Annotated in this window: 20 protein-coding genes; 5 read left to right on the top strand and 15 right to left on the bottom strand. The window is 69.5% G+C overall.

Annotated features, from left to right (window positions below; translation table 11 throughout):
* Both EZ242_RS08370 and EZ242_RS08365 read left to right on the top strand, forming a co-directional pair.
* Complete coding sequence (locus tag EZ242_RS08370) at positions 1–2,556, top strand: cbb3-type cytochrome c oxidase subunit I (protein ID WP_135284682.1); 2,556 nt, start codon at positions 1–3, stop codon at positions 2,554–2,556.
* A gap of 3 nt (positions 2,557–2,559) precedes the next feature.
* Entirely contained in the window at positions 2,560–2,904 is a 345-nt protein-coding gene (locus EZ242_RS08365) for a hypothetical protein (protein WP_135284681.1), read from the top strand.
* A gap of 135 nt (positions 2,905–3,039) precedes the next feature.
* Here EZ242_RS08365 and lolD read toward each other — a convergent pair whose 3' ends face one another.
* A complete protein-coding gene (lolD, locus tag EZ242_RS08360; RefSeq protein ID WP_135284680.1) occupies positions 3,040–3,735 on the bottom strand; it encodes a lipoprotein-releasing ABC transporter ATP-binding protein LolD in 696 nt (231 codons plus the stop codon).
* Positions 3,728–4,984: a lipoprotein-releasing ABC transporter permease subunit gene (locus EZ242_RS08355; RefSeq protein WP_135284679.1), complete on the bottom strand. Its 1,257-nt coding sequence runs from the start codon at positions 4,982–4,984 to the stop codon at positions 3,728–3,730. The genes lolD and EZ242_RS08355 overlap by 8 nt, the downstream gene beginning before the upstream one ends.
* A 71-nt stretch (positions 4,985–5,055) precedes the next feature.
* Here EZ242_RS08355 and EZ242_RS08350 point away from each other — a divergent pair, with 71 nt between their 5' ends.
* A complete protein-coding gene (locus EZ242_RS08350; protein WP_135284678.1) occupies positions 5,056–6,009 on the top strand; it encodes a hypothetical protein in 954 nt (317 codons plus the stop codon).
* The gene (gene recJ, locus EZ242_RS08345) at positions 6,006–7,727 is read left to right on the top strand and encodes a single-stranded-DNA-specific exonuclease RecJ (RefSeq protein WP_135284677.1); all 1,722 of its coding nucleotides are present in this window, start codon (positions 6,006–6,008) and stop codon (positions 7,725–7,727) included. Before EZ242_RS08350 ends, recJ begins: the two co-directional genes overlap by 4 nt.
* Before the next feature lie 129 nt (positions 7,728–7,856).
* On the opposite strand, the gene EZ242_RS08340 is transcribed toward recJ, so the two are convergent.
* Both EZ242_RS08340 and EZ242_RS08335 read right to left on the bottom strand, forming a co-directional pair.
* On the bottom strand, positions 7,857–8,165 hold the full coding sequence (locus tag EZ242_RS08340; RefSeq protein ID WP_135284676.1) for a hypothetical protein: 309 nt from the start codon (positions 8,163–8,165) through the stop codon (positions 7,857–7,859).
* Positions 8,166–8,288: 123 nt separating this feature from the next.
* Positions 8,289–8,573, bottom strand: a complete 285-nt coding sequence (locus EZ242_RS08335; RefSeq protein ID WP_135284675.1) for a hypothetical protein — start codon at positions 8,571–8,573, stop codon at positions 8,289–8,291.
* A 99-nt stretch (positions 8,574–8,672) separates the two neighbouring features.
* Here EZ242_RS08335 and EZ242_RS08330 point away from each other — a divergent pair, with 99 nt between their 5' ends.
* A complete protein-coding gene (locus EZ242_RS08330) occupies positions 8,673–9,593 on the top strand; it encodes a delta(1)-pyrroline-2-carboxylate reductase family protein (protein ID WP_135284674.1) in 921 nt (306 codons plus the stop codon).
* Here the strand turns inward: EZ242_RS08330 and dcd are convergent, their stop codons facing one another.
* The 11 genes from dcd to EZ242_RS08275 all read right to left on the bottom strand — a co-directional run bounded on the left by dcd (position 9,594) and on the right by EZ242_RS08275 (position 22,094).
* Positions 9,594–10,157 carry a dCTP deaminase gene (gene dcd, locus EZ242_RS08325; RefSeq protein WP_135284673.1) on the bottom strand — a complete coding sequence of 188 codons (564 nt, stop codon included), beginning with the start codon at positions 10,155–10,157 and terminating at the stop codon, positions 9,594–9,596.
* Between the two features lie 40 nt (positions 10,158–10,197).
* Entirely contained in the window at positions 10,198–11,481 is a 1,284-nt protein-coding gene (guaD, locus tag EZ242_RS08320; RefSeq protein ID WP_135284672.1) for a guanine deaminase, read from the bottom strand.
* Between the two features lie 4 nt (positions 11,482–11,485).
* Positions 11,486–12,559, bottom strand: coding sequence for a BMP family ABC transporter substrate-binding protein (locus EZ242_RS08315; protein WP_135284671.1), 1,074 nt, complete (start codon positions 12,557–12,559; stop codon positions 11,486–11,488).
* Between the two features lie 105 nt (positions 12,560–12,664).
* A complete protein-coding gene (locus EZ242_RS08310) occupies positions 12,665–13,732 on the bottom strand; it encodes an adenosine deaminase (protein ID WP_135284670.1) in 1,068 nt (355 codons plus the stop codon).
* 48 nt (positions 13,733–13,780) lie between these two features.
* Positions 13,781–15,790, bottom strand: a complete 2,010-nt coding sequence (locus EZ242_RS08305; RefSeq protein WP_135284669.1) for a hypothetical protein — start codon at positions 15,788–15,790, stop codon at positions 13,781–13,783.
* Positions 15,791–15,811: 21 nt separating this feature from the next.
* Positions 15,812–16,279 (bottom strand): type III secretion system chaperone, encoded by a 468-nt coding sequence (locus EZ242_RS08300; protein ID WP_135284668.1) that lies wholly within the window; start codon positions 16,277–16,279, stop codon positions 15,812–15,814.
* A gap of 141 nt (positions 16,280–16,420) precedes the next feature.
* Complete coding sequence (locus EZ242_RS08295; protein ID WP_135284667.1) at positions 16,421–17,596, bottom strand: BMP family ABC transporter substrate-binding protein; 1,176 nt, start codon at positions 17,594–17,596, stop codon at positions 16,421–16,423.
* 41 nt (positions 17,597–17,637) lie between these two features.
* Positions 17,638–18,558, bottom strand: a complete 921-nt coding sequence (locus tag EZ242_RS08290; protein ID WP_135284666.1) for an ABC transporter permease — start codon at positions 18,556–18,558, stop codon at positions 17,638–17,640.
* A complete protein-coding gene (locus EZ242_RS08285; protein WP_135284665.1) occupies positions 18,558–19,631 on the bottom strand; it encodes an ABC transporter permease in 1,074 nt (357 codons plus the stop codon). Before EZ242_RS08285 ends, EZ242_RS08290 begins: the two co-directional genes overlap by 1 nt.
* Complete coding sequence (locus EZ242_RS08280; protein WP_135284664.1) at positions 19,624–21,162, bottom strand: ABC transporter ATP-binding protein; 1,539 nt, start codon at positions 21,160–21,162, stop codon at positions 19,624–19,626. The genes EZ242_RS08285 and EZ242_RS08280 overlap by 8 nt, the downstream gene beginning before the upstream one ends.
* Positions 21,159–22,094, bottom strand: a complete 936-nt coding sequence (locus EZ242_RS08275) for a LysR family transcriptional regulator (RefSeq protein WP_135284663.1) — start codon at positions 22,092–22,094, stop codon at positions 21,159–21,161. Before EZ242_RS08275 ends, EZ242_RS08280 begins: the two co-directional genes overlap by 4 nt.
* Positions 22,095–22,135: the final 41 nt, after the last annotated feature.

The raw sequence follows: 22,135 nt of genomic DNA, 5'->3' as shown, positions 1-22,135 counted from the left end.
ATGACCACGCCCGACCACGAGATCGACTTCAGCCGCCTGCCCAACCCGGGCCCGCGCGACGACAAGCGGGAACTGGCCGAACTCAAGCGCATCTGGGCGCCGCCTTCGGGCTTCAAGTTCCTCTCGGTTGTCAACAACAACTACGTGGGCGCCTTCTACGTCGGCACCTCGCTGATGTTCTTCGTGCTGGCCGGCATCCTGGCGCTGATCATGCGCACCCAGCTGGCCGTGCCGGACAACGACCTGGTCGGCCACAACCTGTACAACCAGCTGTTCACCATGCACGGGACCATGATGATGTTCCTGTTCGCGGTGCCGGTGGTCGAGGCCATGGGCGTGCTGCTGCTGCCCAACATGCTGGCCGCGCGCGACCTCCCCTTCCCGCGCCTGAGCATGTACGCCTTCTGGGCCTACTTCGTGGGCGGCACGGTGTTCTTCTGCAGCATCTTCTTCGACCTGGCCCCGCGCGGCGGCTGGTTCATGTACCCGCCGCTCACCAGCTTCGAGTACGCGCCTGGACCCAACGCCGACTTCTGGCTGCTGGGGATCGGCTTCATCGAGATCTCCGCCATCGCCGGCGCCATCGAGATCGTGGTGGGCATCCTGCGCACGCGCGCGCCGGGCATGTCGCTGGACAAGCTGCCGATCTACTGCTGGTCCATGCTGGTGCTGGCCGGCATGATCATCTTCGCCTTCCCGGCGGTGATCCTGGCCACCATCCTGCTGGAGCTGGAACGCGCCTTCCACTGGCCCTTCTTCATCGCCGACCTGGGTGGCGACCCGCTGCTGTGGCAGCACCTGTTCTGGCTCTTCGGCCACCCGGAGGTGTACATCATCTTCCTGCCCGCCGCGGGCATGGTGTCCATGATCGTGCCCACCATGGCGCAGCGGCCGCTCATCGGCTACCGCCTCATCGTCGTCGCGCTGGTGGCCACGGGCTTCCTCAGCTTCGGCCTGTGGGTGCACCACATGTTCGCCACCGGCATTCCGCAGCTGTCGCTCAGCTTCTTTTCGGCCGCGAGCATGGCCGTGTCCATCCCGAGCGGCATCCAGGTTTTCGCCTGGATCGCGACCCTTGCGGCGGCGAAGAAGATCGACGCGCTCAAGACGCCCATGCTCTTCGTGCTGGGCTTCCTCTTCATCTTCGTGCTGGGCGGCCTGACGGGGGTGATGGTGGCCATCGTGCCCTTCGACTGGCAGGCCCATGACACCTACTTCATCGTCGCCCACCTGCACTACGTGCTGATCGGCGGCATGGTCTTCCCGCTCTTCGGCGCCTTCTACTACTGGATGCCCTATGCCAGTTCCAAGCCGCTGTCGGAGACGCTGGGGCGCATCTGCTTCGCGCTGATGTTCATCGGCTTCAACCTGGCCTTCTTTCCCATGCACATCACGGGCCTGGAAGGCATGCCCCGGCGGGTGTACACCTACCCGGCGGAGATGGGCTGGGGCACGCTCAACATGCTCTCCACCGTGGGCGCCTACATGATCGCGGCCGGCGTGCTGGTGTTCCTGGTGGACCTGGCGATGCACTTCCGGATGACCGGCGAGAACGCCGGCAACGTGTGGAACGCCGGCACGCTGGAGTGGCTGCCCTCGGGCAACTACGCCAACCGCAGCATTCCCTTCGTCACCAGCCGCGAGCCGCTGTGGGACCAGCCGAAGCTCTCCAAGGACGTGGAGGACGGTCAGTACTACCTGCCCAACGCACCCACGGGTGGCCGCGAGACCATCGTCACCAGCCCCATCGACGCCAAGCCGCAGTACCTGCTGCAGATGCCGGGCTACGGCTGGTCGCCATTCCTGGCCGCGGTCTTCACCGCGGCCTTCTTCCTGCTGCTGACCGTGAAGCTGGTGTGGCTGGCGCTGGCCTGCGCGGTGATCGCCACGGCCTCGGTGTTCCGCTGGATCTGGTCCACCGACCCCGGCTTCTCGCACCCGCCGGTGGACGTGGGCGGCGGCATCCGGCTGCAGGTCTATTGCAACGGGCCGAAGTCGCACTCCTGGTGGGCCATGATGGTGCTGGTCATCGTCTCGGGCTCGATCTTCGCGTCGCTCGTCTTCTCCTACTTCTACCTGTGGACGGTGTCCCCGCAGCTGTGGCCGCGCGAGGGCGCCCGCTGGGCCGACCCGCTGCTGGCAGTCGCCTCGGCACTGATGCAGGTGGCCAGCGCGGTGCTGATCGGCTGGGCCGGTCGTCGCCTGCTGCGTGCGCAGGCCCGCCCGCATTGGCCCTGGCACCTGGCGATCCTGCTGGCCATCGCGCTGCTGTGGGGCGCCCTGGTGGTGGACATCCAGGCGCAGCGGGGAACCGGGCTCGGACCGACGCAGGACGCCTACGGCGCGGTGGTCTACACCATCATCTCCGTGCAGGGCTTCTACGCCGTCCTGATGACCTTCATGGGTGGCTACTGCATGGCCCGCGCGGCCGCCGGCCTGCTCACGTCCACCCGCCGCGTGAGCTTCGAGAACACGCGGCTGTACTGGTACTACACCGTGGTGCAGGGCGTGATCGGCGTGGCGGTGGTCCACGGTTTTCCGCGCCTGCTGGGGTGAACCATGGCGAGCCCGTCCTTCCAGCGCCTGCTGCTCCTGAGTTGCTCGGGGCCGATCATCTGGGCCCTGCACTTCGTGCTGATCTACGGCTTCACCGGGGTGGTCTGCGCCCGTCCGAACGCCGACTGGACCTGGGCGGGCCTGCCGGCCACCAGCCTGGTCATCGTCGCGTCCGGCGTGCTGGCCCTGGGGCTCATCGCGCTCTTCGCCCTGCGGGCGCGCCCCCGGCGCGGGGCCGCGCCGCTACCCAGGTTCGTGGGCTGGACCACGCTGGGGATGGCCGGCCTGTCAGCCGTGGCCGTGGTGTACGAGACCCTGGTCGTGTGGCTGGTGCCCGGCTGCGTCTGAGAGCTTCGCAGTCAGAAGGTGTGAAGGAATCGTAGCGAGCGGTCCGAGGTGGCGCCGAGCATCGCAGCCGTACCTGGGTACGGCGAGAAGCGCAGGCGCCAGATCGGGCCGCGCAGTAGATTCATTCACACCTTCTCAGCCGAGGCGGCCACCCGCCAGCCGCAGCTGCCGCCCGCAGCGCGCGGCGAGCGACTCGTCATGCGTGACCAGCACGAATGCCGTGCCCTGCTCGCGCGCGAGCTGCAGCATGAGGTCGAACACGTTTTCGGCCGTGCGCCGATCCAGGTTGCCGGTGGGCTCGTCGGCCAGCACGCAGGCCGGTTGGGTGACCAGCGCGCGGGCGATGGCCACGCGCTGGCGCTCGCCGCCGGAGAGTTCCGCCGGCCGGTGGCGCACGCGCTCGGCCAGGCCCACGGCCGCCAGCGTGCGCTGCGCCGCCTCGCGGCACTGCTCCACGGGCTGGCGCCGGATGCGAAGCGGCATGCCCACGTTGTCCAGCGCACTGAACTCGGGCAGGAGGTGGTGGAACTGGTAGACGAATCCCAGGTGCCGGTTGCGAAGCCGTCCCTGTTCGGCGGGACCCAGCGAGGCCATCGGCTGTCCCTGCAGCAGCACGCTTCCGGCCGAGGGCGCATCCAGCCCGCCCAGCAGGTGCAGCAGCGTGCTCTTGCCCGAGCCCGAGGCGCCGACGATGGCCACGGTCTCGCCCGGGTGCACGACCAGGTCGATGCCGCGCAGCACGTCCACCTCCAGCCCGCCCTCGCGGAAGGATTTGGTCAGCCCCTCGGCCAGCAGCACCGGGCCGCCGTTCAGGTCGATGGAGTCATTCATAGCGCAGGGCCTCCGCGGGATTGACGCGGCTGGCGCGCCAGCTCGGGTAGAGCGTGGCCACGAAGGCGAGCACCAGGGAGATGAGGGCGATGGGCACGATGTCGCTGGCCAGCGGCTCGCTGGGCATGCGGCTGATGAGATAGATGTCCTGCGGCAGGAAGCGCGCGTTGAAGGCGCTTTCCAGCGCCGGCACGATGACGTCGATGTTCAGCGCCACCGCCAGCCCCAGGAGCAGGCCGGCCAGGGTGCCGACCACGCCCACGGTGGCCCCCTGCACCACGAAGATGCCCATGATGCTGCCCGGGCTCGCGCCCAGCGTGCGCAGGATGGCGATGTCGGCGCGCTTGTCGGTCACCGTCATCACCAGCGTGCTCACCAGGTTGAAGGCCGCCACCGCGACGATCAGCGTGAGGATGATGAACATCATGCGTTTTTCCAGCTGCACGGCGGCGAACCAGGTGCGGTTCTGGCGCGTCCAGTCCCGCACCAGCACGGGCCCCGTCATCTGCGTGGCCAGCTCGGCCGCCACCTCGCGGGCCTGGTGCAGGTCCGCCAGGCGCAGGCGCAGCCCCGTGGGCCCTTCCAGGCGGAACAGGCGCTGCGCGTCCTCGATGTGCATCATCACCAGGCCGCTGTCGTACTCGTAGTGGCCCGAGTCGAAGGTGCCCACCACGGTCATCTGCTTCAGGCGCGGCACCACGCCGGCCGGCGTGACCTGGCCGCTGGGCGCGATGAGCGTAACCGGGTCGCCCTCGCGCACCCCGAGGGCGCGCGCCAGCTCGCCGCCCAGCACCAGGCCGAACTCGCCGGGCACGAGGCGCGCGAGCGCGCCGCCCTGCAGCTGCTGCGCAAGTTCGGTGATCTGCGGCTCCAGCGCCGGGTCGATCCCCCGCACCAGGGTGCCGCGCATGTCCTCGCCGCGCGCGATCAGCGCCTGCGCGGCCACGAAGGGCGCGGCGCCGCGCACCTGCGGGTGCTGGCCCACCTCGCGCAGGCTGCGGGCCACGTCCGGCAGCGTGCCGCCGCCCGGGCCATAGACCTCGATGTGCGAGACCACGCCCAGCATCCGGTCGCGCACTTCCTTCTGGAAGCCGTTCATGACCGACAGCACGATGATCAGCGCCGCCACGCCCAGCGCGATGCCCAGCATGGACACGCCGGAGATGAAGGAAATGAAGCCGTTGCGGCGGGTGGCCCGGCCGGCGCGGGTGTAGCGCCAGCCCAGGAGCAGTTCGTACGGAAGTCGCATGCCGGGCGTGAATCGGGGCTTGTGGCCCCGGAGCCAAAGAGCGCGATTGTGGCATCCGGGACAATGGCGCCATGTCTCAAGGCGTTCATGTGCTCGTGGCCCACGCATCCTGCGCCGCGCCGTGGTGCCGCGACGCGCTGGGGGCGCTGGCGCTGCCCAAGCTGTCCGCCCTGCTGGCCCGGCTGGCGCCCATGGGCCTGGACGAGGGCGGGCCGCGCATGCTCTCGACTCCCCACGAGCGCGTCCTGGCGCGTGCCTGCGGCTTCTGGGCCGGCGACGGCCACGCCCCCCGCGCCGCCTGGGACCTGCGCCGGCAGGGCGAGGACCCCGCAGGCGCCGCCTGGGGCTGGATCACCCCCTGCCACTGGGCGGTCGCGACGGACCACGTGCGCATGCAGCCCCCCGAGTCCCTCGCGCTGGAGGAAGGCGACTCCCGCGCCCTCCTGGACGCCATGGCCCCGTACTTCGAGGAAGACGGGCTGCAGCTTCGCTACCAGGAGCCGCTGCGCTGGCTGGCCCGCGGCGAGCTGCTGCGGGGCCTGGCCTGCGCATCGCTCGGGCGCGTGAGCGGGGCGGTCGTGGACGACTGGCTGCCGCGCGGGCCCGAGGCGCGGCCGCTGCGGCGGCTGCAGCAGGAGATGCAGATGCTGCTCTACACCCACCCGGTCAACGAGGCGCGCGAGGCCCGCGGCCTGCTGCCGGTGAATTCGTTCTGGTTGAGCGCGGCCGGGGCGCTGCCCGAGGCTGCCGCGCCCGCCTCGCCACCCATCGCGCTGGACGAGTCGCTCGGCCCGGCGGCGGCGCTCGGCGACGAGGCCGCCTGGCAGGACGCCTGGCGGGCGCTGGACGACGGCCCGATCGCCCGGCTGCTCGACGCCCTCGCGCCGGACCGCGAGGTTCGACTGACCCTGTGCGGCGACTCGCACGCGCAGACCTGGGCCCTGCCCCCGCCCGGCGCGTGGGCCCGCGCCACCCGCCTTTTCCGCAGCGCGCCAACCCCGGCGCAGGTGCTCGCCTCCCTATGAAGATCATCACCCGTGACGTGAACCCCCGCACCGCCTGGAGCCTGGAGCAGGCGGGGCTCCATCCCCTGCTGGCCCGCCTGTACGCGGCCCGCGGCATCGCCAGCCGCGAGGAACTGGACGACGCCCTGGCCCGCCTGCTGCCGCCGTCGGGCCTCAAGGGCGCGCAGGACGCGGCGGTGTTCCTGGCCGACGCCATCGCCGCCCGCAAGCGCCTGTGCATCGTGGCCGACTACGACTGCGACGGCGCCACCGCCTGCGCGGTGGGCGTGCGCGGACTGCGCCTGCTGGGCGCCACGCAGGTGGACTACCTGGTGCCGGACCGCGTGGTCGATGGCTATGGCCTCACGGCAGCCATCGCCCGCCGCGTGCGCGAGCGCGGCTGCGACGTGCTGGTCACCGTGGACAACGGCATCGCGAGCGTGGAGGGCGTGGCCGAGGCCAATGCCCTGGGCCTGCAGGTGCTGGTGACGGACCACCACCTGCCTGGCGAGCGCCTCCCCGAGGCGGCCGTCATCGTCAACCCCAACCAGCCCGGCTGCGGCTTCGACAGCAAGTGCATCGCCGGCGTGGGCGTGATGTTCTACGTGCTGCTCGCCTTGCGGGCCGAGCTGCGCGCGCGCGGCGCCTTCGGCGAGCAGGGCCAGCCCAAGCTGGATGCGCTGCTGCCCCTCGTGGCCCTGGGCACGGTCGCCGACGTGGTGCGCCTGGACGCGAACAACCGCCGCCTGGTGGCGCAGGGCCTGCGCCGCGTGCGCGCGGGCGCCCTGCCCTGCGGCCTGGCGGCGCTGTTCGAGGTGGCCGGGCGCGACGCGCGCACGGCCAGCGCGCTGGACTTCGGCTTCGCCCTCGGCCCGCGCATCAACGCCGCCGGGCGCCTCTCGGACATGACCCTGGGCATCGAATGCCTGCTCACCGACGACGCCGCGCGGGCCCAGGAACTCGCGCGCGCCCTGGACGGCATCAACCGCGAACGGCGCGAACTGGAAACCGGCATGCGCGAACAGGCACTGGAGCTGGCGCAGGCGCTCTTCGACGAGAGCGAGACACCGCCGCCGGCCGTCTGCGTCTTCGACCCGGAGTTCCACGAGGGCGTGGTCGGCATCGTCGCCTCGCGCCTGAAGGACCAGCTGCACCGCCCGACCTTCGTCTTCGCCCCCAGCCAGGCGCCGGGCAAGGAGCACGAGCTCAAGGGCTCGGGCCGCTCCATTCCCGGCTTCCACCTGCGCGACGCCCTGGACCTGGTGGCCAAGCGGCACCCGGGCGTGCTCCTGCGCTTCGGCGGCCACGCCATGGCGGCGGGCTGCACGGTGCCCGAGGAGCACTTCGACACCTTCGAGCAGGCCATCGCGCAAGTGGCGGCCGAATGGCTGGACGCCGCCACGCTGCAGCGCAGCCTGCACACGGACGGCCCGCTCGCGCCCGAGTGGCGCCGCGTGGACCTGGTCGATGCGCTGCAGCAGGAAGTCTGGGGGCAGGGCTTCGCCGCGCCCGTGTTCTGCGAGGAGCTGGAGATCGTCTCGCAGCGGCTCGTGGGCGAGCGGCACCTGGCGCTCAAGCTGCGGCACCACGGGCATCCGGTGGACGGCATCTGGTTCGGACGGACCGAGCCGCTGCCCGGAAAAGCCAGGCTGGCGTTCCGGCTGGATGCGGATGAATGGCAGGGAGCGCGACGCGTGCGCTTCCTGATCGAGGGCGCCGAGGTGCAGCCGCGAGGGTAAGGACCGGGCAGCAGGGACGACAGACGACAGACGGGTTCTTGACCCGAGCCCGACAAACACCACGGCTCGGGCGGGGGCGCCACGGAGTCCAAAGGCCCGAAGCCCAGCCGATGACTGGGCGGTGGCAACTTACGGGCCCGGTTCGAAGGCTCTGTCCACCATGCCGAAAAGCCGCACGGCCAGCTGCTTGAGCACCGGATCGCCGATGCTGTGCGCACAGGCGAGCTGCCACAGCGCGTATTCCCGGTCGGTCTGCATCAACTCGGGCTCCACACCGCGGCTGTGCTCGGCCATCAGCGTGGCGAACTGGCCGAGCAGGGTGCCCGTTTGCTGAGCCCGCTCCGTGGCCAAGGCAGTCGTGGCCTCGTCGCAAGCTTCCAGCGATGTGGACGCCGGCAGGGCAGCGTCGTCAAGATCGAATCCGTGAACGGGGGGCATCGCGTGTTTCCATTTGCAATGCCGCCACCTTAGGACGACCCCATGGCTCGACCGCGTCGGCGCCTAGGCGATGGCGCTGTCGGACAGCAGCGCCATGTTGCAGCGCCGCATCCGCACGCGCTGTCAGCGTCCGACCACGAGCTGGGGTGCGTCGGCGGGAAGCTCGGTCGCGCCGGCCGGCTGGGCGCCCAGGCGGCTGGTGCAGGCCCCGATGGTCGAGCCCACCACGTACTGGAGGCAGTCGCTGAACGCGGCCTGCTGCACCTGGAGCGTGATGCGCCGCGCCTCGGCCGTTCGCACCTGATGGCTGCACACCAGGTAGAAAGCCAGCGCCAGCAATGCGATGAGGACGATGCCCACGGTGTGCCCCAGGGGTGCGAAGGGCGACGGTGAACGGGCGGCGGACATGGGCAAAGCCTTGCTGTGAAAGGTCCGGTGATCGTAGGAAGGCCCGCGTGGCTGCGCCGCGCTGAACGGGCGCACGCTGCTGTAGGACAGAATCGGCGCATGCCTGCCACCTCCGAATGGCTCGACGCGGCCGCCACGGCCGCGCGGCTCCCCTACCCCGCCTTGCTGCAGGCGCTGCGCGAGGTGCTGCGCGACCCGTCCGTGCAGGTGCCCGCACGATCGGTGCAGGCCCTGCCGGGCGGCGCCAGCCTTTTCCTCATGCCGGCCTTCGACGCCCGCCTGGCCATCGCCAAGCTCATCACCTACACCCCCGCCAACGCCGGCACGGGACGCCCGGCCATCCAGGGCGACGTGGTGGTCTTCGACATCGCCACCGGCGAGCGCCGCCTGGTGCTGGACGGCCCCACGGTGACCGCGCGCCGCACGGCCGCGGTCTCGGCCCTGGCCGCGCGCACGCTGGCCGCCGTGCCCGAGGGGCCGCTGCTGATCGTGGGCGCCGGTGCGCAAGGCCGCTCGCACCTCGAAGCCTTCGCCGACACGCTGCCCCTGCGCGAAGTGCGCATCGCCTCGCGCGGCGCGGAGGGCGCGCAGGCGCTGGCGGCTTTAGCGCGTGAACGCGGCCTGCGTGCCGACGTGGTGAGCGACCCGGATGCGCAGCTCGCGCACTGCCCCCTGGTGGTCACGGCCACGCCGGCCGACGCGGTGGTGCTGTCCTCGCGCGCCCGGGGCGACGCCTTCATCGCCGCCGTGGGCGCCTTCACCCCGCGCATGCGGGAGCTGTCCGCGGACCTGTGCCAACAGTGTGCCGAAGGTGGCGGCGTGTGGCTGGACAGCGAGGACGCGCGGCACGAGGCTGGCGACCTGATGCAGGCCGGCCTGCCGCTGGAGGACTTCCCGACCCTGGCCGCGCTGCTCGAAGGGACGGCGCGCCCGCGCGGGTCCGGTCCCGTGCTGTTCAAGAGCTGCGGCTGGGGCGGCTGGGATCTGGCGGCAGCGCGTGCCGCGGTGGTTCAGGCCTGATCAGGCCTTGGGCAGCGTCACCCCGCGCTGGCCCTGGTACTTGCCGCCGCGGTCCTTGTAGCTCACCTCGCAGGTCTCGTCGCTCTCGAAGAAAAGCACCTGCGCGCAGCCCTCGCCCGCGTAGATGCGGGCGGGCAGCGGGGTGGTGTTGGAGAACTCCAGCGTCACGTAGCCTTCCCACTCGGGCTCGAAGGGCGTGACGTTGACGATGATGCCGCAGCGCGCGTAGGTGCTCTTGCCCAGGCAGATGGTCAGCACGTTGCGCGGGATGCGGAAGTACTCCAGCGTGCGCGCGAGGGCGAAGCTGTTGGGGGGGATGATGCAGCTGTCGCCGTGGAAATCGACGAAGCTTTTCTCGTCGAAGTTCTTCGGGTCCACCACCGTGCTGTGGATGTTGGTGAAGACCTTGAATTCGGGCGCGCAGCGGATGTCGTAGCCGTAGCTGGAGGTGCCGTAGCTGATGACGCGCCGTCCGTCCACCTCGCGCACCTGGCCGGGCTCGAAGGGCTCGATCAGCCCGTGCTGTTCGGCCATGCGGCGGATCCACTTGTCGCTCTTGATCATGAAGGACTCTCCTCGGGGAGGCGATTGTAGGAGTGCGGCTTCAGGTGCCGGCGGCGATGTGGACGCGCTCGACCACCCGATCGTCCCCCAGCACGATCATCGCGAAGAGCAGTTCGTCCAGCGTGCGCGCATGGCCGGTGCGGCGCGCGAGCAGGGGCGTGGCCTGCGGGTCGAGCACCAGGAAGTCCGCCTCGCAGCCCGGCTGCAGGTTGCCGACCACGCCGTCCAGTCCCAGGGCCTGCGCGGCGCCGGCGGTGTGCTGCCACCACAGCTGCCCCGGCGTGAGCGACAGGCCCGGCTTGGTCTGCCCTTCGCGCCCCACGTAGTAGGCCGCGAGCATGGTGTGGAAGGGGCTGAAGCTGGTGCCGCCGCCCACGTCGCTGGCCAGGCCGTAGCGGAAGCCCACGCGGTCCGCGCCTTCGTAGTCGAAGAAGCCGCTGCCCAGGAACAGGTTGCTGGTGGGGCACACGGCGGCGGCGGCGCCGGTGTCGCGCATGAGGGCGCGGTCCTCGTCGTCGAAGTGGATGCAGTGCGCGTAGATCGCGCGCGGGCGCATGAGGCCGAAGTCCTGGTAGACGGAAAGGTAGCTGCGCGAGGCGGGGAACAGCTCGCGCGCCCAGAGGATCTCGTCGCGGTTCTCGGCCACGTGCGACTGGATCCACACGTCCGGATAACGCGCCGCCAGCTCCCCCGCCCCGCGCAGCTGCGCCTCCGAGCAGCTGGGCGCGAAGCGTGGCGTGATGGCGTAGCCCAGGCGGCCGCGGCCGTGCCAGCTGCGAATGAGTTTCTCGGTGTCGATGAGCGACTGCTCGGTGTCGTCGCGCACGCCGTCCGGCGAATGGCGGTCCTGCAGCACCTTGCCCGCGATGAGGCGCAGGCCGCGACGCTCGGCAGCGCCCATGAGGGCGTCGACCGAGGCCGGGTGCGAGCTGCAGAAGGTGAGCGCCGTCGTCACGCCATGGCGCTGCAGCTCGTCCAGGAACACCTCGGCCATCTCCTGCGCGTGCAGGTCCTGCGCGAACTGCGCTTCGTGCGGGAAGGTGTAGTTCTCCAGCCAGGGCAGCAGGCCCTCGGCGGGCGAGCCGATCACGTCGGTCTGCGGAAAGTGGACGTGCAGGTCGATGAAGCCGGGCGCGATGAGGCGCCCGGGCAGGTGCTCGATGGCCACGCCCGGGAAGTTGCCCGCCAGCGCCGCGTAGGAGCCGGCGGCACGGACCACCTGGGCACCCGTGGCGTCGGGGCCGACCACCAGCAAGCCGTCGCTGTCGTGGACGGCGCGGCCCTCGTCGTCGAAGCGAAGCAGTCCGGCGCGGTAGGCTTTCATGCGGCTATTTTGCAAGGCTTCCCTGCACGCCGGCCACGAGGAAGTCCATCTTGAGGATCTGCTCGTCGGAGAGGGCGCTCCCGGCCGGAACGACCGTGCGGCCGTTGTTGTCCACGATCGGCCCCGCGAAGGGCCGCAGGCGCCCGGCGGCGATGTCCTGCTGGCGCGCCAGCACCTCGTCCTGCACGGCCTTGGGCACCCGCGGTCCGAAATGGCCCACGCGCACCATGCCCTCCTTCACGCCGCCCCAGACCTGCTGCGGCTTCCAGCTGCCGTCCAGCGCTGCGCGCGCGCGGCGGGTGTAGTAGTCGCCCCAATGGTGGGTGACCGCCGCGATCTGTGCCTCGGGGCCGAACTTGCGCATGTCCGAGTGGTAGGCCACCGCCATGCGCCCGCGTTCCTGGGCCGCGGCCATGACGGCCGTGGAGCCGGTGTGGAAGGCGATCACGTCCACGTTCTGGTCGAAGAGCGCCATGGCGGCGTCCCGCTCGCGCGGCGGGTTGAACCACTCGCCCAGGAAGACGACCTTGACCTGCGCCTGCGGGTTCACCGAGCGCATGCCGAGCGTGAAGGCGTTGATGCCCTGCAGCACCTCGGGAATCGGAAAGCCGGCCACGTAGCCTGCCAGCGCGGTCTTGGTCATGCGGCCGGCCGCGATGCCCGCCAGGTAGCGCCCCTCGTAGTAGCGCGCATTGGCCGTGGCCACGTTGGGCGCGGTCTTGTAGCCGGTGATGGACTCGAACTTCACGTCGGGAAAGTCGCGCGCGACCTTCAGCGTGGGCTCCATGTAGCCGAAGCTGGGCGTGAAGATGAGCTTGTGGCCCTGCTGCGCCAGGTCGCGGATCACGCGTTCGGCGTCGGGACCCTCGGGCACGTTCTCCACCGAGGTGGTACGCACCTTGTCGCCGAGCGCGGCTTCCAGCGCCTTGCGGCCGTCTTCATGCTGGCGCACCCAGCCGGCTTCCGTGACCGGCGCGACGTGGACGAATCCGATCCTGAGCGGCGGCGTCTGCGCCTGGAGAAAAGGTGGAAACAGGCAGGCGGCGGCGAGCGCGCCGGCTGCGAGGTTTTTGTACATGGTGTTCCTCTACATGGCCCCGGGACAAAGAAAAGCGCCGCTCTCGGGGCGACAGCGGCGCGGGGGCGATTGTACGAGGCGGGCCGGTCTCGCCGGCCGCGGGCTTCAATGCCCGCCGGCGAACTCGGCGAAGCAGGCGTCCAGCCGCTCCAGGCAGCGTGCCTTGCCCGCAGCGTCCATGAAGCTGGCCTCGAAGCTGTTGCGGGCCAGCTGCCAGGCGTGCGTGGCCGTGAGGCCCGTGGCCTCGAAGGTCTGCAGGAAATTGGTGTTGACGTAGCCGCCGAAGTAGGCCGGGTCGTCCGAGTTGATGGTCACCTTCAGGCCGGCGTCCAGCAGGGTGCGGATGTTGTGCTCGGCGAGCTTGGGAAAGACGCAGAGCTTGAGGTTGGAGAGAGGACACACGGTGAGCGCGATGCCGTCCTGGGCCAGCCGCTTCATCAGCGCCGGGTCCTTGGCCGACTGCACGCCGTGGTCGATGCGCTCGACCTTCAGCACGTCCAGCGCCGACCACACATAGGCCGGCGGCCCCTCCTCGCCCGCGTGCGCCACGAGGTGCAGGCCCAGCTCGCGGCAGCGTGCGAAGACGCGCGCGAACTTCTCCGGCGGGTGGCCGACCTCGCTGGAGTCCAGGCCCACGCCGATGAACTGGTCGCGATAGGGCAGCGCCGCCTCCAGCGTCTCGAAGGCGTCGTCCTCGCTCAGGTGGCGCAGGAAGCAGAGGATGAGCGCCGCGTCCACGCCCAGCTGCGTCCGCGCATCCTCGCAGGCGCGGTGCAGGCCGCCGATGACGGTCTCCATGGCCACGCCGCGCGCGGTGTGGGTCTGCGGGTCGAAGAACAGCTCGGCCCGCAGCACGTTGTCCGCCTGCGCGCGCTGCAGGTAGGCCCAGGCCACGTCGTAGAAGTCCTGCTCGTGCAGCAGCACGCTGGCCCCGGCGTAATAGATGTCCAGGAAGCTTTGCAGGTTGGAGAAGTCGTAGGCCCGGCGCAGCTCGTCCACGCTGGCATAGGGCAGGCTCACGCCGTTGCGGCGTGCCATCTTGAACATGAGCTCGGGCTCGAGCGAGCCCTCGATGTGGATGTGGAGCTCGGCCTTGGGCATGCGGGCCAGGAGCTCGGGGAGACGGGCGGGGGGGACGGAAATGGTGGCGGGATCGAAGGTGGAAGGCGTCATGGGCGAGCTGGGCGCCCAGCCACCGTGGCCGGGCTTTCGGCCCGGCAATTATGCGGCGGGCGCTGTGACGACTGGCGCCGGCAATGGCTGGGCTTGCGCGGAAGCCTGGGCAGAAGCGAGCCGCATGCGATCGGCGACGAACTGCTGGTAGGTTCCCTTGAAGGGCGGCGTGCCCGCGGACTCGGCAAACCACACAAGCTCCTTCTTGAGCATGGCGGGCCCATGTTGATGCGCGAAGCGCTCCTCAAGCTGCGCCAGCGCTTCTGCGGAAACCGTCGGGCTTCCCGGCTTGGGCATGTAGAAGGCATTGGTGCTCGCCTGCAACTCGCACAGGTCGGCGGCGAACATGGCTTCCTTGCGGCGCTGGCTCAGCACATGGGTGAGGTGACCGATGACCTCGTCGACAACGGCGGCGGGCTTGCGGAACATGAGGCGGACGCTGTGCCCCTCGTGTTCGCTGATCTGCGCGAGCGTTTCCAGCAAGTGTTCGAGCTTCGCCTTGTTCTCGGGAGTGGGGTTGCCCTGCAGGTACTCCACCAAGCTCATGATGTGTTCCTTGGCGGCTTGCAAGCCCTCTACATGCGAATCGGGCCGCATCGCCAGGCGCTTGAGCGCACGAGCAAGCCCCAGTGAAGGCGCGAGATTCTCGTAGTCGCGCCAGATCTTGGACATGCCGCCGCCCTCCTTCCTGAAGTCACCGCGCAGCCGCTTCTGGTTGACGGCTTGCACGAAGCTGTTGTCGCTCGCACTGCCAGTGTCGTTGCGGACGGCATCTCGCACTGCGTTCAAGCTTCCACCACGACCCTGCGTGAGGTTCTGGAACGAGTGGGCGAGGTCGATGCACCCCAGGCGCAAGACACCGTCCGCGCCTTCCTGCACGATGAACTTGGCGGGGTTGAAGTCGTAGTCGCCCAGCCACAGGGTGCTGGCAAGGTGGTCGTACAGGTCGGTTGCGGCCTGGCCCTGGATGTGGATCACGCCCTCACGTTTCGGGTCCTTCGACAGCGGCGGCGTTCCCTCGGCCGGCTGTTCCGAACCCATGACGACCTTCACGTGTCGCCCCTCCTGGATGGTTCCACCCAAGGTACCGGTGAAATAGTCTTCCAGGTTGCCTTTGCCGCCGGTGAGGTACTCGGACACCACGTTCATGCGAGAGCCCTCCGCATCCAGCAGCGTCACGTTCGGTGCGCGCATCAGGGTCGCGGGTTCGGCGACGGGCTTCTTCACTGCCGATGTGCCCTTTTCGGGCTCAGCGTCAGTCCCTACGATGGGCATGTTCTTCATCATGCGGAAGAACACCTTGGCGGACTCTTCGTCAGCCTCGGGCGAGGGAGTGTGACCGTGGAAATCGATCTCCGAGTCGGCGTGGTCGAACAGGTTCGACGGAGGAAGGGATGGTTCTGATTGCGTGGCCGCCGCGCTGGGGGTTGCATCGGACTGCAGCTCGGAGCGCATCACCGCGGACGCGAGCACTTCAGAGACGTTCTGCACGTTCAGGGAGCGCTCAAGCTTTCTGCGAAGCCAGCTGGGCTGGTCGCGGATGTCGAACTTGATCTGGTAATTCTTTCCGTCCGCCTTGACCCTGAGGCTTCCAGTCTTTCCGCCCGTGTGCTCGCCCTTCTGGCCTGCGAATTTCTCGGCGGAGCCGAAGCGGTTGGCCTCGCCAACAGGGGTGGCGTCCGCCAAGTGCTGGAAGGCGTCGAGCCTGGATCGAAGCGTTGCCGCAGTCAAGCCGTCCTTGCCTGCCGCAATCTTCTCGGCCAGGTGCTTTTGCCGGCCCGCGTCCTTGAGGTGGGCGGGCAGCGATCTCATGAAGATGTTCGCTGTGACAGCTTTAGCCAGAGACTCAGCCGGCGGTGGCTGGCGACGAAACAACGTGCGGAGTGCCGACTCCAGGACGCTGCGGAACGTCCGCGGCGCAGTGTAGAGCACGATGTTCGCGCCATAGCGCTCAGCCAGGATCGGCCCGCCCCTCGACGACTTGGCAAGGCTTTCAAGGTGCTCCACGCGCGTGTCCGGCGTGACCATCACGACATTGCTTCCGACATTGCTGCTCATGACGACTCCAGTTGCCTGCGTTCACACGCGGATGAAGGTTTGCAAACCTCGCGAACTGTCTTCCTGCTCTGCGAGCACCTGGCGGCAGTGCCGCGCAGTGGCCACGAAGGTTTCGACACGCTCGGTCAGTACTTCAAGGGACAGGTTCGTCATCGCCACTTCAGCGATTTGCAAGACGCAATCATCTTCGGGGTCCAGCCCCATGTGGACTCCCAGCATGTCCTGCCAACGTGCGGCCACCTGCAGCAGCTGCTTGTGGACTGCCGCTTCCGATCCGACGCGAGGAAATCCCAGCTCCGCGGTGAGCACGAGGCAATCGCGATAGGCATCGCTCTCGATCAACACGATCAGTTCGTCCTCGAAGCACAGAAGAAATGCGCCTTCTTGCTCCCGCAGTTCGACGGCGTCTACCAAGGGCGCGAGCTCGGATAGCATCTGCCGTGGCTGAGCCGCGTCAACCTCTTGAACTTCCTGAGTTGGCTCAGTCATGCATACCTCAAACGCACAGCGTCAAGATGCTTCGCTGCACCCGTTTGTACCCTCGAAGTTCTAAACTGGCAATTGCCGAGCACCCGCAAGTGAAACAAAAAAGCCGCCCGAAGGCGGCTTTTCTTGACCAGCATCCGCTGATTACTTCTTCTCGCCCCCCGGCACCTTGCCTTCCACGCCCTTGACGTAGAAGTTCACGCCGCTCAGGAACTTGTCGTCGGCCACCTGGTCCTTGGCCAGGATTTCCTTGCCGTCCTGGCCGAAGATCGGGCCCTTCCAGATGGCGAAGCTGCCGTCCTTCAGGCCGGCCTTGATCTCGTCCACGCGCTTGCGGGTTTCTTCCGGCACGTCGGCGGCCACGGAGACCATGTCGATGGCACCTTCCTTCACGCCCCACCAGCTGCTCTCATTGCCCTTCCACGTGCCCTCGAGCGCATCGCGCACGGACTTGATGTAGTACGGACCCCAGTTGATCACGGCCGAGCCCAGGTGGGCCTTGGGGCCGTAGGTGGTCATGTCGCTGTCCCAGCCGAAGGCGCGCTTGCCCATCTTCTCGGCGGTCTGCAGCACGGCGGAGGAGTCGGTGTTCTGCATCAGCACGTCGGCGCCGCCGTTGATGAGGGAGGTGGCGGCCTCGGTTTCCTTGGGCGGGTTGAACCACTCGCCCACCCAGACCACGCGGGTCTTGATGTTGGGGTTCACCGACTGGGCGCCCAGGGTGAAGCTGTTGATGTTGCGGATGACCTCGGGAATCGGGATGGAGCCCACCACGCCCAGCGTGTTGGTCTTGGTCATCTTGCCGGCGATCACGCCGGCCATGTAGGCGCCTTCGTAGGTGCGGCTGTCGTAGGTGCGCAGGTTCTCGGCGGTCTTGTAGCCGGTGGCGTGCTCGAACTTCACGTCCTTGAAGTCCTGCGCCACCTTGAGCATGGGCTCCATGTAGCCGAAGGTGGTGCCGAAGATCAGCTGGTTGCCCTGGCTGGCCATGTCGCGCAGCACGCGCTCGGCGTCGGCCGACTCGGGCACCTTCTCCACGAAGCTGGTGACCACCTTGTCGCCGAATTCCTTCTCCACCGCCTTGCGGCCGTTGTCGTGGGCGAAGGTCCAGCCGCCGTCACCCACCGGGCCGACGTAGGCGAAGGCGATCTTGAGCGGCTCGGTCTTGGGCGCGGGGGCCGCGGCGGTGGCCGGCGCAGCGGCCGGAGCGGCGGCCGCCGGGGCGGCTTCTTCCTTCTTGCCACAGGCCACCAGGGCCGTGGCGGCCAGGACCGACAGGGCGGTCGTCTGGAGCAGGGAGCGTTTGGACAGGTCGGTCATCGGGTTCCTCTGAGTAAATGCAAGGGCGCGAAAGCGCGAAATTATGAGCCGGGATGGAAGGGCTTGCCCAGCGATGCGGGCATGTTGACTCGGATCCAGGTGGGATTGCGCGACATCAGCGCCAGCACCAGGATGGTGGCCAGGTAGGGCAGCATGGTGAGCAGCTCGCTGGGCACCTCCACGCCGCGCCCCTGCAGGTGGAACTGCAGCATGGTCACGCCGCCGAAGAGATAGGCCCCCAGCAGCACCCGGGCCGGCCGCCAGGTGGCGAAGGTGGTGAGCGCCAGCGCGATCCAGCCCTTGCCGGCCACCATGCCCTCCACCCACAGCGGGGTGTAGATCACCGACAGGTAGGCCCCCGCCAGGCCGCACAGCGCCCCGCCCGCCACCACCGCCATGAGGCGGATGCGTCGCACGCCATAGCCCAGCGCATGCGCCGACTCGGGCGCTTCGCCCACCGAGCGCAGCACCAGGCCCGCGCGCGAGCGGTACAGGAACCAGATCAGCGCCAGCGTGAAGGCGATGGTGAGATAGACCATGGGATGCTGGCGGAACAGCGCCGGCCCCACGAAGGGAATGTCCGCCAGCCCGGGGATGGCGAAGCGCGGCCGCTCGGGCAGCTTCTCCTGCACGTAGGAAATGCCGGCGAAGGCCGAGAAGCCGGCGCCGAAAAGGCTCAGCGCCAGGCCGGTGGCGTACTGGTTGGTGTTGAGCCAGATCACCAGCCAGCCGAAGATCGCCGCAAGCAACGCCCCCGCGGCCGCGCCGGCCAGGAAGCCCGCCACGTCGCTGCCGGTGTGCACCACCGCCGCGAAACCGGCGATGGCGGCGCAGAGCATCATGCCCTCGGCGCCCAGGTTGACGATGCCGGCCTTCTCGTTGATGAGGAGGCCCAGCGAGGCGATGGCCAGCACCGTGCCCGCATTGAGCGTGGCCGCCAGGAGCAGCGCATAGGACTCCATCACGCCACCTCCTTGCGCGCGGGCAGCCAGCGCACCCGCCACACCAGCAGCGTGTCGCAGGCCAGGAGCGAGAACAGCAGCAGGCCCTGGAACACGCCGGTGATGGACTTGGGCAGGCCCAGGCGCGACTGCGCCAGCTCGCCGCCGATGTAGAACAGGCTCATGAGCAGGGCCGAGAACACCATGCCCACGGGATGCAGGCGGCCGACGAAGGCCACGATGATGGCCGCGAAGCCGTAGCCGGCCGGCACGTAGGGCGTGAGCTGGCCGATGGGGCCGGCCACTTCCAGCGCGCCGGCGAGACCCGCCGCGCCGCCCGAAACCAGCAGTGCCAGCCACAGCGCCCGGCGCGAGGAAAATCCCGCGTAGCGCGCCGCAGCGGGTGCGAGCCCCCCCACCTGCTGCGCGAAGCCGGCCCGCGTGCGGAACAGGAAGACCCACAGCACCGCCACGGCCGCCAGCGCGATCAGCAGGCCCACGCTGGCGCGCGAGCCGCTCATGAGGCGCGGGATCTGCGTGACCGCGTCGAAGGTCTTGGTCTGCGGGAAGTTGTAGCCGGCCGGGTCCTTCCAGGGGCCGAAGACCAGGTAGTTGAGCAGCTGCACGGCCACGTACACCAGCATCAGGCTCACCAGGATCTCGTTGGCGTTGAAGCGGTCGCGCAGGAAGGCGGTGATGGAGGCCCAGGCCATGCCGCCGGCCATGCCGGCGAGCAGGATGGGCAGCACGATCCAGCGGCCGGTATCGGCACTGGCCATCAGCGCCACGCCGCCGCCGCAGATCGCGCCCAGCACGAACTGCCCTTCGGCGCCGATGTTCCACACGTTGGAGCGGAAGCACACCGCCAGCCCGAGCGCGATCAGCAGCAGCGGCGTGGCCTTGACCATCAGCTCGCCGATGGCGTAGCGGGTGCGCAGCGGCTCCCAGAAGAAGACCTGCAGGCCGCGCACCGGGTCCTTGCCCAGCGCGACGAAGAGCGCCACCCCGATCAGCACCGTGATGGCCAGCGCCAGCACGGGCGAGGCGATGCTCCAGAAGCTGGAGGCCTGCGGTCGCGGCTCGATCCTAAACACGCTCGGCCTCCCGCGCGGCGCGCTCCGGGTCGGCGTCCCACAGCCCGCTCATCCACTCGCCGATCAGCTCCACGCTGGCCCGGTCCCGCGCCACGGCCGGCGAGAGCCGGCCCTTGGCGATCACATGCAGTCGATCGCTCACCTCGAACAGTTCCTCCAGTTCCTCGCTCACCATCAGCACCGCGCACCCCGCGTCGCGCAGCGCCAGGATCTCGCCGCGGATCTGCGCGGCCGCGCCCACGTCCACGCCCCAGGTCGGCTGCGAGATGACCAGCAGCCGGGGCCGAGCGTCGATCTCGCGTCCGACGATGAATTTCTGCAGGTTGCCGCCCGAGAGCGAGCGCGCCGCCGCATGCGGTCCGCCCGCGCGCACGTTGAAGCGCTCGATGAGGCCCGCCGCCTGCCGCTCCAGTGCCTTCATGCGGATCCAGCCGCTTGGGCCCACGGCCTCGCGGCGCGTGAGCATCAGGTTGTGCGCCAGGCCCAGCGTGGGCACGGCGCCGCGGCCCAGGCGCTCCTCGGGCACGAAGTGCAGGCCCAGGGCGCGCCGGCGCGAGGGGCCGAGCCGGCCGGCGGCCTGCCCGGCCACCTGCACCATCTCCGCCCGCGCTCGCGTGTCCTCGCCCGAGAGCGCATAGAGCAGCTCCCGCTGCCCGTTGCCCGAAACGCCCGCGATGCCCACCACCTCGCCGGCCCGCACGTCCAGGTCGATGCCGTGCAGGTCGGTGCCGAAGGGGGTCTCGCGCGCGAGCTCCAGGCCCTGCACGCGCAGCACCACCTCGCCGGGGGTGTGGGCGCGGTGTTCCAGCACGGGCGGCTCGGCGCCGATCATCATGCGGCTGAGGGACGCGTTGCTCTCCTCGCGCGGGTCGCACTCGCCGGTCACCTTGCCGCCGCGCAGCACGGTGCAGGCGGTGCACAGCTCGCGGATCTCGTGCAGCTTGTGGCTGATGTAGAGGATGCTGCAGCCCTCGGAGGCCAGCTTCTTCAGCACCACGAAGAGCCGCTCCACGGCCTGGGGCGTGAGCACCGAGGTGGGCTCGTCCAGGATCAGGAGCTTGGGGTCCGTCAGCAGCGCGCGGATGATCTCCACCCGCTGCATCTGCCCCACCGAAAGCGTGTGCACCGGCCGGGCGGGGTCGATCTCCAGGCCGTACTCGGACGCCTTGGCCTCGATGCGGCGCGTGACCTCGGCCAGGGACAGGTGCTTGTCCAGGCCCAGCCACACGTTCTCCGCGACGGTGAGCGTGTCGAAGAGGCTGAAGTGCTGGAACACCATGGCGATGCCCAGCGCCCGCGCCTCCTGCGGGTTGCGCACCTGCACCGGCTGGCCGTTCCACAGCACGTGGCCGCCATCGGGCTTCACGCTGCCATAGATGATCTTCATGAGCGTGGACTTGCCCGCGCCGTTCTCGCCCAGCACCGCATGGGTCTGGCCCGGCTCGACGCGCAGGGACACGTGGTCGTTGGCCACCACGGCCGGGTAGCGCTTGGTGATGTCGGTCAGCTGCAGGCGGGAAGGGCTGTTCATGCTTCGTTCTTCAGGGCCGTGACGGTCTGCCGGATCCGCTCGCGCAGCCATCGGGCCGAGGCCGAGCCATGGCTGCGCTCGTGCCACAGCTGGTAGTAGCGAAGCCGCGGGAACTCGACGGGACAGGGCAGGATTGTGACGGGCAAATGGGCCGTGAAGCGTTCGCAGTACTGCCGGCCGGTGGTCAGCACGAGCAAGCTGCGGGCCACCATCTCGGGGATGAGGCCGAAGTGCGGGCAGCGCACGGTGATGCGCCGGGCCAGGCCCAGGCGCTCCAGGTGCTCGTCGATCACGCCGCGCGCGCCGGGGTGGGTGGGCATGGGCGCCACGTGCTCGGCCTCCAGCCAGCCCTGCGCCGTCCAGGGCCGGCGCACCGCCGGGTGCTCGCGGCTGGCCAGGCACACCACCTCGTCGTCCAGCAGCTCGCCGCGGTGCAGCGAGTCGGGCGGCTCCAGCCAGTTGCCCACCACAACGTCCACCCGGCCCTGCGCGAGCTGTTCGTGGCAGTCGGCCAGCGGCGACAGCGGATGGATCTCCAGCGCCGCGCCCGGTGCCTGCGCCTTCAGGCGCGCGACCAGCGCGGGCAGGAAGCGCGGGTCCATGTAGTCGCTGGCGGCGATGCGCAGCGTGGCGTCGGTGGTGGCGGGGTCGAAGCCGCGCGCGTCGGAGAACAGGACCTCGGCGGCACGAAGAATGCTGGCACTGGGCTCGATCATGCGAAGCCCCGCGTCCGTGGGCACCATGCCGGTGCCCGAGCGCACCAGCAAGGGATCGCCCGCCACTTCCCGCAGGCGCTTGAGCGCCGCCGACACCGCCGGCTGGTACATGCCCAGGCGGATGGCCGCGCGCGAGACGCTGCGTTCGGTGAGCACGGTGTGCAGGACGCGGATCAGGTGGAGGTCGATCTTGTCGAACAGGTTCGCGTCTCTCATACCGGGGCCCGCATGGATGTCATACGGCGGCGCTTATGCGC

This window comes from Ramlibacter rhizophilus (assembly GCF_004681965.1).
In the GTDB taxonomy this organism is placed as follows: Bacteria; Pseudomonadota; Gammaproteobacteria; order Burkholderiales; family Burkholderiaceae_C; genus Ramlibacter; species Ramlibacter rhizophilus.
The sequence above is the reverse complement of the archived record's forward strand: the minus strand, read 5'-3'. Positions and strand labels throughout refer to the sequence as shown.

Bases quoted from the DNA above. Each gene is read 5' to 3' on its own strand.
- EZ242_RS08370 (WP_135284682.1), top strand. From the start codon at position 1: ATGACCACGCCCGACCACGAGATCGACTTCAGCCGCCTGCCCAACCCG.
- EZ242_RS08365 (WP_135284681.1), top strand. From the start codon at position 2,560: ATGGCGAGCCCGTCCTTCCAGCGCCTGCTGCTCCTGAGTTGCTCGGGG.
- lolD (WP_135284680.1), bottom strand. From the start codon at position 3,735: ATGAATGACTCCATCGACCTGAACGGCGGCCCGGTGCTGCTGGCCGAG.
- EZ242_RS08355 (WP_135284679.1), bottom strand. From the start codon at position 4,984: ATGCGACTTCCGTACGAACTGCTCCTGGGCTGGCGCTACACCCGCGCC.
- EZ242_RS08350 (WP_135284678.1), top strand. From the start codon at position 5,056: ATGTCTCAAGGCGTTCATGTGCTCGTGGCCCACGCATCCTGCGCCGCG.
- recJ (WP_135284677.1), top strand. From the start codon at position 6,006: ATGAAGATCATCACCCGTGACGTGAACCCCCGCACCGCCTGGAGCCTG.
- EZ242_RS08340 (WP_135284676.1), bottom strand. From the start codon at position 8,165: ATGCCCCCCGTTCACGGATTCGATCTTGACGACGCTGCCCTGCCGGCG.
- EZ242_RS08335 (WP_135284675.1), bottom strand. From the start codon at position 8,573: ATGTCCGCCGCCCGTTCACCGTCGCCCTTCGCACCCCTGGGGCACACC.
- EZ242_RS08330 (WP_135284674.1), top strand. From the start codon at position 8,673: ATGCCTGCCACCTCCGAATGGCTCGACGCGGCCGCCACGGCCGCGCGG.
- dcd (WP_135284673.1), bottom strand. From the start codon at position 10,157: ATGATCAAGAGCGACAAGTGGATCCGCCGCATGGCCGAACAGCACGGG.
- guaD (WP_135284672.1), bottom strand. From the start codon at position 11,481: ATGAAAGCCTACCGCGCCGGACTGCTTCGCTTCGACGACGAGGGCCGC.
- EZ242_RS08315 (WP_135284671.1), bottom strand. From the start codon at position 12,559: ATGTACAAAAACCTCGCAGCCGGCGCGCTCGCCGCCGCCTGCCTGTTT.
- EZ242_RS08310 (WP_135284670.1), bottom strand. From the start codon at position 13,732: ATGACGCCTTCCACCTTCGATCCCGCCACCATTTCCGTCCCCCCCGCC.
- EZ242_RS08305 (WP_135284669.1), bottom strand. From the start codon at position 15,790: ATGAGCAGCAATGTCGGAAGCAATGTCGTGATGGTCACGCCGGACACG.
- EZ242_RS08300 (WP_135284668.1), bottom strand. From the start codon at position 16,279: ATGACTGAGCCAACTCAGGAAGTTCAAGAGGTTGACGCGGCTCAGCCA.
- EZ242_RS08295 (WP_135284667.1), bottom strand. From the start codon at position 17,596: ATGACCGACCTGTCCAAACGCTCCCTGCTCCAGACGACCGCCCTGTCG.
- EZ242_RS08290 (WP_135284666.1), bottom strand. From the start codon at position 18,558: ATGGAGTCCTATGCGCTGCTCCTGGCGGCCACGCTCAATGCGGGCACG.
- EZ242_RS08280 (WP_135284664.1), bottom strand. From the start codon at position 21,162: ATGAACAGCCCTTCCCGCCTGCAGCTGACCGACATCACCAAGCGCTAC.
- EZ242_RS08275 (WP_135284663.1), bottom strand. From the start codon at position 22,094: ATGAGAGACGCGAACCTGTTCGACAAGATCGACCTCCACCTGATCCGC.